Raw genomic sequence first — 16495 nt, forward strand, 5'->3', positions numbered from 1 at the left:
ATCGAGGCGCTTCGCTGCGACAGGCACATCGTCTAACTTGGCTGCTCATTCCGGTACAGGTTGCGCGTGTCGAACTATCCGCTCTCCTACAAATTGTCGTGGCTGCCACGCTTCCTGAAGCCTTCGCTCGGCGGCGATCAACAAGGCTTTGCGCCGGCGGCCGCGGCGATGATGGAGCCGCCGCCGGCCAGCACGGTGCGACTGGCCTTTGTCGGCGATATCTCCGCGGTGGCCAATCGCAGAGCGCCGGAGTGCGATCCGGCGATCAAGGCGCTGCTCGGCTCCGCCGACCTGGTGATCGGCAATTGCGAAAGCCCGGTGGTGGAGCGACCGAGCGCGGCGATGGGTACGAAGCTCGGCACGCATCATGCCATGACCGAGCGGTTTCTCGCCGAGGCGCTGGCGGCCGTCGGCATTGCGCATGGGAAACTGGTTTTGTCGCTCGCCAACAATCATGTGCTCGACCAGGGCATCGGGGGTTTCGACGAGACCGTGGCGGCGCTGAAACGGCTCGGCATCCGCAGCAGCGGCACCGCCGCCGCCGGTCCGGTCGAACGCCTTGCGGTCGGGCCGCTGACAATGGGCTTTGCCGCCTTCACGCTGTGGCGCAATGCCGACGCGGCTGCGTTCGCGGGCCGCGTGTCGATGCAGGGCGACCCGGCTCAATGGCCGCGCGGTGCCGCCGACGGTGTCGACCTCATCTGTGCAGTGCCGCATTGGGACTGGGAGTTCCGGCATTTTCCGCGCGGCGAGACGCGGGCGCTGGCGCGGCGGCTGGTCGAGCATGGCGTTGGGCTGATCGCCGGCCATCATGCCCATGTCGTGCAGCCGGTGGAACAGATCGGCAAGGCGCTCGTCGCCTATGGGCTCGGCGATTTCCTCGGCACGGCCTTTTCGCGCCAGCCGTGGCCCGGCCGCATCGGGAGCATCCTGATTGTCGATATCAGCGCTGATCCCGGCACACGTGGTGCCGTCGCCGCGTACTGGCTGCATACCTTCATGCGGCTGCGCGCGAGCGGGCATGAGCGATTGGTCCCGGTCGAGGCGCTAAAAAGCCGAATGCGCAGCAAGGTCGAAGACCGGCTGAGTGCGATCTTCCTGTAGCGCCGTAAGTGAGGGCTCGCTGCACGTTGCCTATCGCAATGGCGCTGCCCCTCATTGTCCTGCCGGACATTTCTCCCCGTATAGTGACGGGGAGAAAGACGCTTTCGCTGATGGTTTCGCCAATTGTCAGCGTTGCAGAATAAGCGCCGAGTTCGCGTTCCCCCCTTCTCCCCGTCGCTATACGGGGAGAAGGTGCCGGCAGGCGGATGAGGGGCAGCGCAAACATCTGCTTGAGAAGCGCTGCCTCTCAGTGCTGTAGTCGAGATATCGGACAAAACCGGCTATCATGAGCTTGTTGAGGCGTGCGGGGGGTGGCGATGGAAGCAGCGGATTTCATGCCGAGCGAAGTTGACATCGCCGGCATCAAGAGAAATCTCGAGGCCTATGAGGCGGCGAGGGCTTCGGCCTACCGGCAAGTGCGCTGGCGGGTGCCGCTGTTCGTCGGGCTGGTGCTGGTGTTCGTGGCGCTGGTCGCCTGGCTCTTCAACACGGTCGCCGATCCCAACGAGCAATGGTTCTCGACGCCGCATGTGTTGCTCTATGTCGTCGGGTTCGTGGCGGCGATCCTGCTCTATTTCCAGGCGATCAAGCCGGCGAGCACGTTGCTGCAATCGTACCGCAAGACCCTGCTGCCGATCGTCTTCGGTTTCATCAGGGATATGCGCTACCAGCATGACGTGACGCCGAATTCGTTCGACCGGCTGCCGCGCGAGACGATCGGCGCATTCAACAACGAGCGCTTCGACGATATCGTGTCCGGCCGCTACGAGGGATTTCCGTTCGAGCTTTACGAAGCCGATCTGCGGCAAGGCACGGGCAAGAGCGAAACGACAGCATTCAAGGGCGTCGTCGTCGCCTTCGAGACCATCGTGCCGTTCCCCGGCATATTGGTGGCGACGCGCCGGACAAATGCGGTCGTCGGCTTTTTCCGCGGCATCTTCGCCGGCAAGATGCAGGAACTGTCGTGCGGCGTGCCGGAACTCGATGCCGCCTACGACTTCCGCACCGACAATGTCGGGGCGGCGCAGCCGCTGGTGGGCGGCCGGCTGGCGCAGGCGCTGACATGGCTCAGCGAGACATGGCCCGATGATCCGGCGCGCGTTGCGCTCAATGGTGGCGATGGTTTCCTGCTGCTGCCGCAGACGAAGAATTTCTTCGGGCTGCCCGATATCTCCGTGCCGCTCGACTACGCCAGGCATGTCGCGCCGATGATATCAGACATGGGTGCGGTCCTGGCGACGGCGGCGCTGGTGCGCAAGATCGGCGCAAAGGACGAGGCGGGTTAGCCGAGGCGCGGGGTCATGCCTGGGATGGGCGGCAGGAGCATCATGGTCGACGAACGCAAAGGGTTTCGCCTGTCACGGCGGCTGTTGCTCGGTGCGGCAGTCGTCGGCGGCGCGGTGCTGTGGGGCGGGACGACGGTGGCGCGGCTGGCGCGCGGCCCGTCGGGGCAGAAGAATGCCGGGCGCATCGCCGACATAGACGGTATCGGCTTGCCGCTGAAGCCGCTGGAGACTGCGCCGGCCCATGATCCATCGCTGCCATGGTCGGCCAAGGGCGGCGACATCAACGATGCCAGCGGCCTGTCGATGACACCGGTCTATGGCGTGGTCGAAGTGCGCGAGGAAGATCATGTCGCCAAGGCACTGGCCTTCGCCCGCGCCAACGGCCTCAAAGTGTCGGTGGCCGCGGTGCGCCATTCGATGGGCGGGCACGCCTTCGACGACAACGCGCTGGTGCTCGACATGCGCGCCTTCAACAAGGTGACGGTCGATGCGGCGGCGAAGACGATGACGCTGCAGCCCGGCGCATGCTGGCACGACATCCAGAACCTGCTGCACCCGCGCTTCGCGGTGAAGGCAATGCAGTCGACCGACATTTTTTCGGTCGGCGGATCGCTGTCGGTCAACGCGCATGGCATGGACCATCAGTCCGGCTCGGTGGCCAGCTCGATCCGCTCGATGCGGGTGATGCTGGCCGACGGGTCGGTGGCGACCTGCGCGCCGACCGAGAATGCCGAGCTGTTCCGCCATGTGATCGGCGGCTATGGCCTGTTCGGCGTGGTGCTGGAGGCGACGCTGGATGTCGTCGACAATGCCGTCTACCGGACCTCGCGCGAGATCATCAAATCGGATGATTTCCCGAAATTCTTCGCCGAGGTGCTGGAGTCGAACAAGGATATCGGCCTGTTCTACGGGCATCTGTCGACGGCGCCGGGCAATTTCCTCGAAGACATGATCGTCTACCGCTACGATAAGGTGGCCGACCAGCCGCCGGCCGACCAGTCGGTCCTCGGCGAACCCGGATCAGTCGGGTTGAAGCGGGTGATCATGAACCTGGCGAAATGGGGAGACCTGTTCCAGGAGCTGAAATGGTTCGCCGAAAAGACGCTGGAGCCGAAATTCGAGAGCTGCACGATAGCGCGGACGGCGGCAATGGCCGAAGGCGAGGCCTGCCTGGTCACCCGCAACAACCCGATGCACGATTCGGTGCCCTATCTGTTCAACGATCTCGTGGACGAAACGGACATATTGCACGAGTATTTCATCCCACGCGCAGCCTACACTCCGTTCATCGCGGAAGCCCGGGAGATCCTGCGCAACCAGTCATTACCGGTGCTCAATGCCTCGGTGCGTATCGTCCATAAGGAAGTAGTGGCGCTGAATTATGCGCCGGAACCAGCTTATTCGCTGGTGCTCTACATCAACCAGCCCACTGACGCCGACGGCAATGCCAGGATGCGCGCCCTGACCAGGGCTCTGATCGACGTGACGACCAGGCATGGCGGGCGGTTCTTCCTGCCCTACCAGTTGCATTACACCGGCAAGGAGCTGCTGGCCTCCTATCCGGAACTGCCGGCCTTCCTGGCGAAGAAGCGGCAGTACGATCCGGCCGAGCTGTTTTCGTCGACCTTCTACCGGGCGATCAAGACGCTGAGCGGGATTGCGTAGACGTCAGGAAAGGACTTCATGCCAAGAAGGTAGCGCGCTCTACGGCGCCCCCCTGTCCTGCCGGACATCTCCCCCACAGGTGGGGAGATCGAATGTCGCGACCGCTTTCGCTAATTTTCAACGTTGCAAGACGAGAGGCGGCGAGCAAGCTGCCAATCTCCCTCCTTGTGGGGGAGATGTCCGGCAGGACAGAGGGGGGCGCCGTAGAGTGCTGTGTTTCAGCCGTTCACCCAATCGTCAGGCGTTCAACCTTCGAGACCGACCGAGGGCCTACAGTCCCGTCGGCATCAGGCCGGCCAGCCAGTTCACGGAGCGTTTTGCCGCGTCAGCAGTCACGGAGGCGGCGCGGCCAAGGTCGGTCTTGACCACGGCGTAACCGTTCTGCGTGCGATAGAGCACCGGGCCGTCGATCGCAGCTTCATAGGCGACGGGCTGGGCAGCTTCCGGTTCCGTCGCCGTTGCCTGCGATCCGACGGCAATGCTGGGCCGACGGCTCAATTCCGAGGGAAGCGGGCCGGTCGCGGTCCGCATCGCCGTCGTCAATTCAGGCTCGGTCGCGGCAAGCCGCGACGACTGCGTTTGCGTCGTGCGGCAGATGCCGGAGACCAGCGGGTAGTTGAAATTGCGCTCGTGCAGCATCTGGCTTTTCATCGCCGCTTCGCAATCGGCGATGGTCGACCACTTGGCCGGCGTCTCGCCGATATATTCGCAAAGCCTGGCGTCGCAGTCGCAGCCGACGATGGTCATGGCGACAAGGGCGGTCTTGATCGCGCGATGGAAAAGATGCGCGGCGCTGGAACGTCATCAATCGCCGTGGATCAAGGCGGGATTTGGCCGCGTTTGTGGAATGAGCGTGGCGAAGCGTTACGGAATGTTTCAGGAGTTCCGGCTGTGGCCGAAAGGCCTCAGTAATCGTAGACGTGCTCCAGCCTGGCGCCAGCCTTGATCAGCGCCGGCAGAGCGGTGTGCAGCTTGCGCACGGCGACGGTCAACCCCGTTCGGCGCGTGGCTGGCTCCGCCGGAAGCTGATAGCTGAACAAGGCATGGGCACCGTCGGGAACGGCGATCTCGTCATGGGAGAGCATGGTGACCATGATCTCGTCATTGCCGCCGATCTCGACGAAGGAGACGCCCTTGTCGATCAGGCGCGGGATCATGTCGGTGAACACCTGGTAGCGCCTGGTGACGAAGATCGTGCCGTCGGCACCGTAGTCGCGCTCGAGCAAGGTGTCCGGCTCGTTGCGCGTCGCTTCGCCGACCGGGCCTTTTGCCCAGACGTGGACGTCGAGCATGGCCGGGTCGGAGGTGGCCGCCACCGCCTGCTTGATCAGGTCGGCATAGCCCTGCTTGATCGTGTCGGCGAGGCCGAAGGCGAGCTTGCGCTCGCTGGTGCGGACTGCGCCGTCGCCCAGTGCCGGCTCGACGGCAAAGAGCCCGGCGCGCTTTTCGGCATAGGGAAACTCATACCACGGCACCTGGTCGAGAAAGCCTGCATATTCAGCCGCCACCTTGGCCTGATAGATGTCGACGACGGCGCGCTTGCCTGATGTCGCCTCGGTGATGCGGCCGACCGTGTTCTCATAGGCCCACTGTATGGCGTGCTCGATCGTATGACTGGTGCCGATGACCGTCAGCATCTGGTGGTTGGCGAGGTTGAACTTGTAGTCGGAGGTGGCGCGGATGACCATCGCATAGTCCTGCCAGTAGCGGCCGATATACGACCAATAAGGGAATCCGCTCGGCTGGTTCCTGTCGACGAAACCGGCATAGTCGCGGGCGGCGTAGACGATCGCCCATTCCGGATAGGTGAGCCAGGTCGATTCCTCCGGCCGCTGGTAGCCGGGAATCTCGGCGCGCACCTTGTCGGCCAGCGCCGTCGGCGGGGCGCCGTCGGCGATACCCGGCAGCGGTGCCGTGTCCAGTGACGATGTGGTCAGGAAGCCGTAGGCCAGCCCGGCGATCGGGATGAGCACGACGATGACGACCAGCCAGAGGATCGCCTTGACGATGCGCTTTACCAGGCGGAACAGGAACATGGCCGGTCAGGCCGCGGCAAAATGGTCGTGCACGCGCTTCGATAGCCGGAAGCCGACATAGACGGCGAAGCCGCCGATGACGAGGTGTGGCAGGTTGGCGAAGAAGCGGGCCGGGAATTCGATGTCGTCAAGAGAGCGAAAGCCGTTGATGAAGATGCCGGCGTCGAGGCAGCCGGAACCGGTGATCAGGCCGAGCACGCCGTCGAACAGATAGACCGAGCCGAACAGCTTGAAATAGAACACTGCCTGGCGGTGCGAGATGAAGGCGGCGGCCAGCGCCCAGACGCCGGAGAAGGCGTGCAGAAGATCGTCGTACCATTGCAGCGAGAACAGGCCGAACAGATTGCCGCCGGGGTCGTTGAATGCCGGGATGTAGCCGATGGCGACGACGCCGAAGAACAGCAAGGCATAGGCGACGGCAAGCTTCTGGATCAACGTCATGAAGTATCCCCCTCCAAGTGACGCTAAACGTTAACTGATTTTGCTGCCAGTTGCAGCCCCAACCGGAAAGACCGTAAAAATTGTGGAGGATGCCAGGTCATGGATTCATGACCGAAAAGACAGTCGGCGCCGGGATTTCTCCCAGCGCCTCCCTGTCAGATCAGGACACGGTTGCGGCGGCAACTTCCGTAAAGACGTCGCGCCTTGCCGGCCTTGATGTTGACGGTCCTGCCAGCCACCGCCCAAGGGCAGCGTCCGTTCCAGACCACGCCAGTCTCCACCCTTGCGAGCTTCGTCCAGCGTGCCATCGAAGGTTTTCGCCGTCCTTCATGGCAGCATCGGTCCGCCGTAGGCGTTCGCACGCTTTCCGCGGCCCCGTAGGTCTCGGCGTCCCTCCTCAAACAGGCAAGCCTGCATTCATTCGGGGCCGTACGGGCCTCAGGAAATCCGCCGTTTCGCTTTGCCTTTCGGCTGGCGATTGGTAGCCGCCTGAGATGAGTTGAATATACGCCGCATAAGCTTCCGGCGAAACAGCCGCGGGCCTGTGGATAGCGGGATTAACGGGGACCAAGTTCGGTGGCGGAGCATTTTTTCGGCCAGGCGCCGCCCGCGCTGACACGGCTCACACCATTTCTGTGGCGAACCGAGATTGCCAGACAATCGACCTTGCCCCGCCGGCCGGCGCGGGTTTCAATGCCGGCAAAGGATCCAGGGCGGCGTGGCTTGGCTTCCTGGGGGAGGATGTGCTTGAAGATCGGGGTGGTTCTCAATCCGATTGCCGGCGGCGGCCGGCTCAAACGGCATTGGCCGGAGGTCGCTGCCTCGCTGAGACAGCACTTTGGCGATTTCGAACTGCGCGAGACGCAAGCCGAGGGCGATGCCGAACGGCTGGCGCTCGACCTTGCTGCCAGCGGCTTCGACCTGGTGATTGCGGCCGGCGGCGACGGCACCGCCAGCGAAGTGGCCGACGGGCTGCTGCAGGCGTTTGGAGAAAGCGGCCGGACGGCCGCGCTCGGCGTGCTGCCTTGCGGTACCGGCATCGATTTCGCCCGCGGGCTCGGCCTATCGGTCGAGGTCGATCTGACGCTGAAGCGCATCGCCGGGGCCAAGGCCCGCAAGGTCGATGCCGGCCGCATCTGCTATGTCGACGACCATGGCGCGCTGGCCAGCCGCCACTTCATCAACATCGCCAGCCTCGGTCTTTCTGGCGCCACCGACCGCGCGGTCAACGTCGACAAGCGCAAGGGCAAGGTATCGGCCAAGGCGCTGTTCTATTGGCGCACCGTGTGGGAATTCATCCGCTACCGGTTCCAGGACGTCAGGATCACCGTCGACGACGGCGCCCCGGTCGAGGCGCGCATGGCGCTGGTGGCGGTGGCCAACGGAAAGTTCTTCGGCGGCGGCATGATGATCGCGCCCGATGCCGAGCTGGACGACGGCCAGTTCGACATCGTCATCCTGCGCGCGGCGGGGAAGCTGAAGCTGATCTGGGACATCCGCCTGCTCTATGGCGGGCGGCACCGCAACCATCCGGCGATCACCATTTTGCGCGGCAAGAAAGTGGTTGTCGAACCGCTGGGCGATGTGGAAAAGAACGGCGCGCTGGTCGACATAGACGGTGAGTCGCCGGGGCGCATACCAGCGACCTTCGAGATCCTGCCCGGCGCGCTGACGCTCAGATATTGAATCAACGCGTTAAGAGATTGATTCAGATCGTTCCGGAGGTGATTCCGGCGATCCGTTCAATCTGCTGAAATTGCTTGATAATTGCCTGATTTCAGACTTCGAGCCTGGCCGGGAACCCAGGCGCGCGAAGGTCGGTTCCGACTGCGTCCTCCAGAAGCTTGACGATCATGGTCGACCAGGCGCCGCCGCCATAGGTGTCCTTGCCCTGTGCGAAAATCGCGTTGACGTGCGAGGCGAGGTCGAGCGGCACGCCGAAATCCTCGCCCATGCCCAGTGCGAAGCCGAGATCCTTCAGCGCCAGGTCCATGGTGAAGCCGATGTCGTAGGAGCCGTTGAGAATGAGCTGGCTTTCGGTCTCGTGGACGAAGCTGTTACCGGAAGAGGCTGATATGGCGTGGTAGGACTGGGCGAGGTCGAGCCCACCCTTCTTGGCCAGCATCAGCGCTTCGCCGGCGGCGACGAGATGGATGAAGGCCAGCATGTTGGTAATGACCTTGATCACCGCCGCCGACCCGATCGGGCCCATCAGGAACGACCTTGCGCACATCGCCTCGATGGCCGAGCGATGGCGGCCGTAGAGGGCTGCATCGCCGCCGACCAGCGCGGTGATCTTTCCGCCCGCCGCCAGATGCACGCCGCCGGTGACCGGGCATTCGAGCGTCTCGACGCCTTTTGCCGACGCGAGTGCTGCGAGCCGTACAATCTCGTCGCGACCATTGGTCGACATCTCGATCCAGCTACCGCCGCTGGGCAGGCCTTCAAGCAACCCCTCAGGACCGGCCAGCACCGCCTCGCTGACCTGGGGCGAGGGTAGGCAGGTGATCACGTTGCCGGCGCGGGCGGCGGCCTCGGCCGGGCTCTTTGCGGCAGTGGCGCCCAGCGCCACGAGGCGCTCGACAGCAGCGGGATCGCGGTCGAACACGGTGACGGAAAAGCCGTTACGGACGAGGCTGGCGGCCAGGTGGCCGCCGAGATGGCCAAGGCCGATGAAGGCGTAGCTGGTCTGCGCGCTCACGGCATCAACGGCGTCTGCATCATCTGCAGATGCAAATCCTTGCCGGTCCAGGGATGCGCCTCGCAGACGGCTTCGTTCAACTCGACGCCGAGGCCGGGTTCCTTCGACGGGATGACGTTGCCGTCCTGCCACTCGATTTTCTTCTTCAGCAGCTTCTCGTGAAAACCGTCCCACTGCTTCAGCGATTCCAGGATGAGGAAGTTGGGCAAGGTCACGGCAAGCTGGATGTTGGCCGCACCGACGATCGGCCCGCAATAGCAGTGCGGGGCGATCTGGATGTGATAGGCCTCGGCCATGGCGGCGATCTTCTTGGTTTCGAGAATGCCGCCGGAGCGGCCGAGGTCGGGCTGCAAAATGGTCGCGGCGCGGTTCTCGATGACACGGGCGAATTCGAACTTCGTCGTCAGCCGTTCGCCGGTGGCGATCGGGATGGACGTGCCGCGCGCCACTTGCGCCATCACCTCGGGCATATCGGGCGGCACCGGCTCCTCGAACCACAGCGGATCGTAAGGCTCGATGGCGCGGGCCATGCGCAGTGCGCCCGATGCGGTGAACTGGCCATGCGTGCCGAACAGGATGTCCGCCCTTGTGCCGACCGCCTCGCGGATCGCCTTGACCATGCGGGCGGAGAGATCGATGTCGACGAGGCGCGGCTGGTGGCCGTCAAAGGCGGTGTAGGGACCGGCCGGGTCGAGCTTGACCGCGTTGAAGCCCTGCTCGACATATTCGAGCGCGCATTCGGCAGCCATGTCGGGGTCGTTGTAGACGTTCTTGCCGCGCGCGTCCTCCGAATGGACGCTGCCGGTGTGCGGATAGAGGTAGGTATAGGAACGCAGCGTTTCGTTTACCTGGCCGCCGAGCAGCTTGTAGACCGGCTTGTCGGCTTCCTTGCCGATGATGTCCCAGCAGGCCATTTCGAGCGCCGAAAAACAGCCCATGCCGGAAACGTCCGGGCGCTGGGTGAAGCCGGACGAATAGGCGCGGCGGAAGAAGTTCTCGATGTCGTGCGGATCGCGGCCGACGAGGTAGCGCTCGGCCATGTCCTCGATCATTTTGGCGGTGACATGGCCGGAGAAGGTGGCGTTATAGGCTTCGCCATAGCCGACCACGCCGCCATCGGTGGTGAGCTTGACGAAGATGAAATACTTGCCGCCGATGCCGGGTGGCGGATTGCCGACGACCCAGGTTTTTACGTCGGTGATTTTCATTTTTGCTCCTCCAGAACCAGTTCGGCCCCCTTCCATCCGGTCACGATCGAGGCGGCGTTGGTGTTGCCGGTGATATTATCGGGAAAGATCGAGGCGTCGATGACGCGCAAGCCGGCGAGGCCGTGAACCCGCAGGCGCGGGTCGACGACGGCGCGATCGGCGTGCGGCCCCATGCGGCAGGTCGAGACCGGGTGGTAGACGGTGCCCGAGCGCTTCCTGAAATCCTGGATCAGATCGGCGTCGGAGGTGATCGACGGACCAGGCAAAACCTCTTCCTCGATGATGTCGGCCATATCAGGCATCGAGGCGATCTTCCTCACGAACTTCACCGCCGCCAGCATCTCAGTCACGTCCGCCTCGGTCGAATAGGCGTTGGCGACGATTTTTGGATAGTCGCGCGGATTGCTGGAGCGGATCATGATCTCGCCACGGCTCGACGGACGGCAGTTGGACAGGCCGATGGAAAAGCCCGGCCATGGATCGGGCGTCAGGATCGGACGCTCGCCGCTTTTCGGGATGACGGTCGAGAACGCCTGGAAGTAGAGCTGCATGTTAGGCCGTGAAAACGCCAGATCGGTGCGGAAAAAGCCGCCGGCGTTGTTCATCGACAGCGACAGCGGACCGGAGCGCATGAGGATGTACTGCATGCCGACCATGAGCTTGCCCCACCACGGGCGCAGGATCTGGTTGAGCGTCGGCAGCCTGCCCTTGAAAGTGTAGTTGACGCCGACATGGTCCTGCAGGTTCGCCCCGACATTCTCGTTGGCATGAGTGACAGGAATGCCGAGAGCGCCGAGCAGCGCCGAGGGACCGACGCCGGAGAGCTGAAGCAGCTGCGGCGAGTTGATCGAGCCGCCGGAGAGGATGACCTCACGGCCCGCGCGGGCGGTCCTGGTCTCGCCGTTCTGCAGATATTCGATGCCGACGGCGCGCTTGCCCTCGAACAGCACCCTGGTCGCCAGCGCGTTCACCTCGACGCGCACGTTTTTTCGCTTCATCGCCGGCCGCAGGAAGGCGCGGGCGGCCGACATGCGGCGACCGTTCCTGGTGGTGATCTGGTAGACGCTGACGCCCTCCTGCGATGCTCCGTTGAAATCCGGATTGAGCGGCAGGCCGGCCTGGCTGGCGGCCGCGAGATAGCGCTTGGTCAGCGGGTGGACGGCGTTCGAGCAATCGGTGATGTGCAACGGACCGCCGACACCGCGCCATTGATCGGCGCCGGCCTGATTGTCCTCGAGCGCCTTGAAGGCGGGCAGGAGGTCGTCGAAGCCCCAGCCGGGGTTGCCGGCTGTCGCCCAGGCGTCGAAATCCTCGCGCGCGCCCCGGATCCAGACCATGGCGTTGATCGAGCTGGAGCCGCCGAGCAGCTTGCCACGCGGCCAGTGATCCACATTGCCGGCCAGACCCGGATCCGGCTCGGCCTTGTAGTTCCAGTTGACCGCAGGGTCGAAGAAGGTCTTGCCGTAGCCGAGCGGCATCTGCACGTAGAAGCGGCGGTCGGTGCCGCCGGCCTCAATCACCAGCACCGAGAAGCGGCCCGAGGCCGACAGTCTTTCGGCCAGAACCGAGCCGGCCGAGCCGGAGCCGACGACGATGAAATCATAGGTCTGCATGATGGATGCGGCCGGCTCCGGAATTCAGGCTTTACCCTAGACTTGGGCGCAGCGCCGCGTCGCCGGGCCTTCCGGCATGGCTTGTGAAAAAAGCGACGGCGGGACTCAGTTGAATTTCAGCTTACGACCATTGCGGACGCTCGTTCGCCTCGGCCGAATTCACGCCCTTGACCCATTCCAGACTTTCGGCCCCCTTCTCTGGCACCAAGCTCCTCGAGCTCCCGAATGGTATGTAGTCGTGACTCCTGTTCAGATTCCAGAGATGCGATCGGGCGCAGCGACTTCGGAATTAGGAGGCGACGGACAATTGACTTGCATAGCCGACAAAGTGCGAGCGAGTATGACGCTCAGTAAGATCGGCCCGGTAATTCGTTCGTCTTTAGCCACACCCAGTTGAGGAACCGCCATGCGCGACATCGCCAAGTGGCTGGAGGGCCAAGGTCTTGGCGAGTACGTGGAAGCGTTTGCCAACAACAAAATCGATTGCGATGTGCTGCCAAGCCTGACGGGCGATGACCTCAAAGAGATCGGAGTTGCCGCGGTAGGTGATCGGCGCAAACTTCTGAAGTCGATCGCCAGCCTTTCACCGCCTGACATTGGGCAGGGTGACGAAGGAGCCGCGGAACCAGTCGCATCTGCCAAGCCCACGCAAGAAATGTCGCCCGAACGTCGGCAGCTTACGGTGATGTTCTGTGACCTAGTGGGTTCGACGCCTCTCTCGGTCGAGTTCGATCCCGAGGATGTAGCCAACGCAATACGTGCTTATCACGCGAGCTGCGCAAAAATCGTTGCGCGATGGGATGGGCATATCGCCAAGTTCATGGGCGATGGGGTTCTGGCTTATTTCGGCTGGCCGCGTGCCCATGAGGATGATGCTGAGCGCGCCGTCGAGGCGGGTCTTGAACTGACATTGGCAGTCTCAACGTTGGACACCGCGATCGGCCGACCTATTGCGGCTCGTGTCGGTATCGCGACAGGTCTTGTAATGGTCGGTGAAACGACCGGCACTGGAACGGCGCGAGAGCGCGCTGTGGTCGGCGAAACACCGAATCTGGCGGCGCGGCTGCAAGGCATCGCGGAATCCGGAACTGTCGTGGTCGCGGCCAGCACGCGGCAGCTCCTTGGCAACCTCTATGAGACTGCCGACCTTGGCGAACACCTCTTGAAAGGATTTCCGGAGCCCGTGCGCGCTTCGCGTGTCTTGGGCAAAGCGGCCAAAGAGACACGCTTTGAAGCTCTGCACGGCCGGCTCCATACGCCGCTGATCGGGCGCGACGATGAAGTGGAACAACTGACGAAGCGATTTCAGCAAGCGGAGGCGGGCGAGGGCCAAGTCGTTCTCATTTCGGGCGAACCAGGGATCGGCAAGTCGCGCATTTGTGAGGCGGTGCGAGCCAAGCTGCTGCACCGGCCGCATGCGCGCCTGACCTACCAGTGCTCGCCGTCGCACGCGGACCGAGCATTTTACCCTCTGGTCACGCAGCTTGAGCAGGCGGCCGACATTCGCGCGGACCTCGATCCGGGCGAAAAATTGCGAAGGCTGACGGCGATGCTTCCCAGGTCTGGCGTGAGCGCTCAGGTCCAATTGTCGATTATCGCCGCTTTTCTCTCCATCCCAACGAATGGAGGAGAAGGCCCGCCGAGCCTGGATGCGCTTCAACAGACGGAACGAACCTTTGATGTGCTTATGAGCCTCTTGGAGGATTCCTGCGCCAAAGGCCCCGCGGTCATCACCTTCGAGGACCTGCACTGGTGCGACCCGTCGACGCTCGAGTTCCTCAACCGGCTCGTCGACAGGGTAGAGACCCTGCCAGTGCTGCTGCTCGTCACCTCGCGCCCCGGAATCAGCGTGGCATGGTCGGATCAGCCTCATGTCACGACGGTTGCGTTAAATCGCATAACCAGGCGCGAGTGCGAGAAAATGATCGATTCGCTTGCCAACTCAGACGTGCTGCCGGAGCGCGTCGTCGAGGAGATCGTGAAGCGGAGCGATGGAATACCGCTGTTTCTCGAAGAGATGGCCCGGACCTTGATCGAGGCACAGAACCAGCCGAACGCCGTCGGCGCGCTCGAGCGGGGCGTGCCTGCATCACTTCAAGACATGCTGATGGCCCGGCTCGATCGGCTCGCCACCGGAAAGCGGGTCTATCAGACCGCAGCAGCAATCGGTCGTGAGTTCACGATCGAGCTTCTCGAGCGCGTATGCGATGTCGATGGAGCCGCACTACAGCTTGCTTTGGATGCCTTGGTAAATGCCGAGCTGCTGGTCTCCCGGCAAACCGTCTCGGGAGCGACGTATGTCTTCAGGCACGCTTTGCTTCAGGACGCGGCCTATGGCAGCCTGCTGCGTGATACACGCAAGGAACTGCACGCGCGCATCGCCGCTGCGCTTGCACAGGCGGAAACCGACGATCCAGCATTGCTGGCGCATCACTACGAGAGTGCAAATTCCTGGAACGAGGTCTTGAACTGTCGGCTCCTGGCGGCGGCGAAAGCCGAGAGTCGCGGGGCTCGCTGGGAGGCGGCCGAGCACTACCGGCGCGCCATCCAGGCTCTCGAACGCCTTCCCGACACGGCGGCGCACCGGCAAACCTACGTCGAGTCGGTCTTGGCGCGGGCCAGCAGCGGCCGGCAGTACGCGAGCAAGCAGGAACGTGCCGAAGCGCTTCACCAAGTCGACAAGGCAATCGCGTTTGCCGACGGGGACACCGCGGCCCTGGCGGGGCTGCAGTCCTTCAAGGGAGTGGATTGGCTGGAAGAGCCGTTGCTGGTCAGCGCCGAACGACATGCCGGTTTCGCGGATGCGGCGCGCCAGGCCGAAGTTGCGTTCCGCTATGCCAACTTCCTCGGCAATACCGGACGGCTTGAAGAATCACTCGGCAAGATCGAACGGGCCGCGGCGCTATTGCAGGAAGTCGGGGCCCTGGAAGAGCTCGGTTCGCTCGCCGCAGGTGCGGGCCGTTGCTACAATGCCCGCGCCGGGCGGTTGCAGCGGTCTCTGCAATTCGCCGAGATGGTCCGGGAGATCGCCGCGTCGACGCAGGACGTCGAGGTGCGCTCGTGGCTGGCGATGGAAGCAGAGCCTTTGCTTTACAAGGGACTCTGGCAGCGCACGGTGGAGGTGGTCGAGCAGAACCTCTCCACGGCCTGGGAGAACGCGAGGTGGAGCGTTGTATTGTGGGCGTCGGGCTGGGCAGCCATCGCCTGTCTGAAGCTGAACCGGATTGCCGACGCAAGGGCCTTCCTGGATCCGGTGATGAAGACAGTGGCACGGCGGATAGATAACGATTTCTGCAAGATCTATCCGCACATCGCCTTGAGCCAATTGCACCTCGCCGAAGGGGATGCTGCAGCCGGGCTGCATGCGGCGGAACGCGCGCTGGAGCTCGCGGAGCGTGTAACGGCGAGGCTCGAGATTGGCGCTGCCCGTCGCGCGCTCGGCCAAGCCTACGAGGCCAGGGGCGATCGCCAATCGGCGGACGGGCAGTTCCGTCGAAGTGTTGATGTTCTCCAGACAATCCAGTCCCGACCCGAGCTCGCCCAAAGCATGCTTGCCTTTGGCAGATTTGAACTGGTTGCGGACAGAGATAAAGCAAAGGGGTTGCTACACAGCGCCCTTAAGCTATTCAAAGAAATCGAAGCAGACGGCTGGGTGGAGGAAACCCAAAGCGCTCTTCTTCACTGATCTCTTCAATCTGACACCAGAAGACCATGCCCGCGAAACGATGACCGAGGTGTGACTGTTCGCTTCTGTCGAGCAGCAACGTCCGCTGTTGGCGCGAACGAGCCGGCCGGGGCATCGGCTCGGATTGTACGGCGATGGAGCGTTCTACGTCTCAATCGGGTCATCAATTCTGGTTGCGCTCAACGTCCGGTTCCGGGAAAGAAAATCGGCCTCGGAAGGTCTCGAAAGGGACATGGGTGTGAGTTCGACCGAGGGCGAGCGAGCTTCCGCTGAGGGTCGACTGCGGTCGCACAGCGAAGGTCCGTTTCGGAGAAGCGGCTGGAATGTCAAGAAATGTGTAGGGTTTCGGATGCCGGCCCAAGCGAAGGCCACTCCTGCGGCACGGGGCCGGCGTCGGAAAGCCTCCAGGGAAGGAAACCGCGGGATACCGATCCGACGATGGTTGGTTCGCGGGACGCTATGGGGATTTGTCGGCGGCGCGAGGTTGCGGAAGGCGATGCGATCGGCGCGGGCGGCAATGGTTGTTCACTCCGCAGGCGGCAAAACGCTGGTTCGGTTGCTGCCAATAGTCGATTTGCCGCGGGCCGGCCGTGACACCGGGTGTGCGCAGCATGAGTGAGGCGCATGCGCCGGCGGCGAACGGGTCGGCGCGGCAGGAATGGCAGTCGTTTTTGGGCGCGAACGGTGCGTTGGCGATCATGAGGTGTCGATCCTGATGGTGCCGGGAGACCATGTATGCGGTGCCGCGCCGCTGGC

13 protein-coding genes are annotated in these 16495 nt (G+C 63.4%); 5 read left to right on the top strand and 8 right to left on the bottom strand.

What is annotated here, in order from left to right:
* The first annotated feature begins 66 nt into the window (after window positions 1-66).
* From IQ26_RS05855 to IQ26_RS05870, 3 genes are all read left to right on the top strand, one after another.
* Window positions 67-1104 carry a CapA family protein gene (locus IQ26_RS05855; protein ID WP_145714797.1) on the top strand — a complete coding sequence of 346 codons (1038 nt, stop codon included), beginning with the start codon at window positions 67-69 and terminating at the stop codon, window positions 1102-1104.
* A 317-nt stretch (window positions 1105-1421) separates the two neighbouring features.
* Entirely contained in the window at window positions 1422-2390 is a 969-nt protein-coding gene (locus IQ26_RS05865; RefSeq protein WP_145714799.1) for a hypothetical protein, read from the top strand.
* A gap of 42 nt (window positions 2391-2432) precedes the next feature.
* On the top strand, window positions 2433-4055 hold the full coding sequence (locus IQ26_RS05870) for an FAD-binding oxidoreductase (protein ID WP_145714839.1): 1623 nt from the start codon (window positions 2433-2435) through the stop codon (window positions 4053-4055).
* Between the two features lie 270 nt (window positions 4056-4325).
* Here the strand turns inward: IQ26_RS05870 and IQ26_RS05880 are convergent, their stop codons facing one another.
* From IQ26_RS05880 to IQ26_RS39085, 4 genes are all read right to left on the bottom strand, one after another.
* Entirely contained in the window at window positions 4326-4802 is a 477-nt protein-coding gene (locus IQ26_RS05880) for a hypothetical protein (protein ID WP_145714801.1), read from the bottom strand.
* Between the two features lie 158 nt (window positions 4803-4960).
* Entirely contained in the window at window positions 4961-6091 is a 1131-nt protein-coding gene (locus IQ26_RS05885) for a hypothetical protein (protein WP_145714803.1), read from the bottom strand.
* Window positions 6092-6097: 6 nt separating this feature from the next.
* Window positions 6098-6532 (bottom strand): DUF4383 domain-containing protein, encoded by a 435-nt coding sequence (locus IQ26_RS05890; RefSeq protein ID WP_126034351.1) that lies wholly within the window; start codon window positions 6530-6532, stop codon window positions 6098-6100.
* A gap of 155 nt (window positions 6533-6687) precedes the next feature.
* The gene (locus tag IQ26_RS39085; RefSeq protein WP_156090923.1) at window positions 6688-6840 is read right to left on the bottom strand and encodes a hypothetical protein; all 153 of its coding nucleotides are present in this window, start codon (window positions 6838-6840) and stop codon (window positions 6688-6690) included.
* Between the two features lie 439 nt (window positions 6841-7279).
* Between IQ26_RS39085 and IQ26_RS05895 the strand changes: the two genes are divergently transcribed.
* Complete coding sequence (locus IQ26_RS05895; protein WP_145714805.1) at window positions 7280-8218, top strand: diacylglycerol/lipid kinase family protein; 939 nt, start codon at window positions 7280-7282, stop codon at window positions 8216-8218.
* A 91-nt stretch (window positions 8219-8309) separates the two neighbouring features.
* Here IQ26_RS05895 and IQ26_RS05900 read toward each other — a convergent pair whose 3' ends face one another.
* The 3 genes from IQ26_RS05900 to IQ26_RS05910 are packed head-to-tail and all read right to left on the bottom strand — an operon-like array spanning window position 8310 to window position 12054.
* Complete coding sequence (locus IQ26_RS05900) at window positions 8310-9233, bottom strand: NAD(P)-dependent oxidoreductase (protein WP_145714807.1); 924 nt, start codon at window positions 9231-9233, stop codon at window positions 8310-8312.
* Entirely contained in the window at window positions 9230-10441 is a 1212-nt protein-coding gene (locus IQ26_RS05905; RefSeq protein WP_145714809.1) for a mandelate racemase/muconate lactonizing enzyme family protein, read from the bottom strand. Before IQ26_RS05905 ends, IQ26_RS05900 begins: the two co-directional genes overlap by 4 nt.
* On the bottom strand, window positions 10438-12054 hold the full coding sequence (locus IQ26_RS05910; RefSeq protein WP_145714811.1) for a GMC family oxidoreductase: 1617 nt from the start codon (window positions 12052-12054) through the stop codon (window positions 10438-10440). Before IQ26_RS05910 ends, IQ26_RS05905 begins: the two co-directional genes overlap by 4 nt.
* A 406-nt stretch (window positions 12055-12460) precedes the next feature.
* On the opposite strand from IQ26_RS05910, the gene IQ26_RS05915 reads away from it, so the two are divergent.
* Window positions 12461-15739 (top strand): AAA family ATPase, encoded by a 3279-nt coding sequence (locus IQ26_RS05915; protein WP_145714813.1) that lies wholly within the window; start codon window positions 12461-12463, stop codon window positions 15737-15739.
* A gap of 457 nt (window positions 15740-16196) precedes the next feature.
* Here IQ26_RS05915 and IQ26_RS05920 read toward each other — a convergent pair.
* Window positions 16197-16495: hypothetical protein (locus tag IQ26_RS05920; RefSeq protein ID WP_208760110.1), on the bottom strand; the 299-nt coding region annotated here is incomplete at its 5' end.

The organism is Mesorhizobium tianshanense (genome assembly GCF_007830515.1).
In the GTDB taxonomy this organism is placed as follows: Bacteria; Pseudomonadota; Alphaproteobacteria; order Rhizobiales; family Rhizobiaceae; genus Mesorhizobium; species Mesorhizobium tianshanense.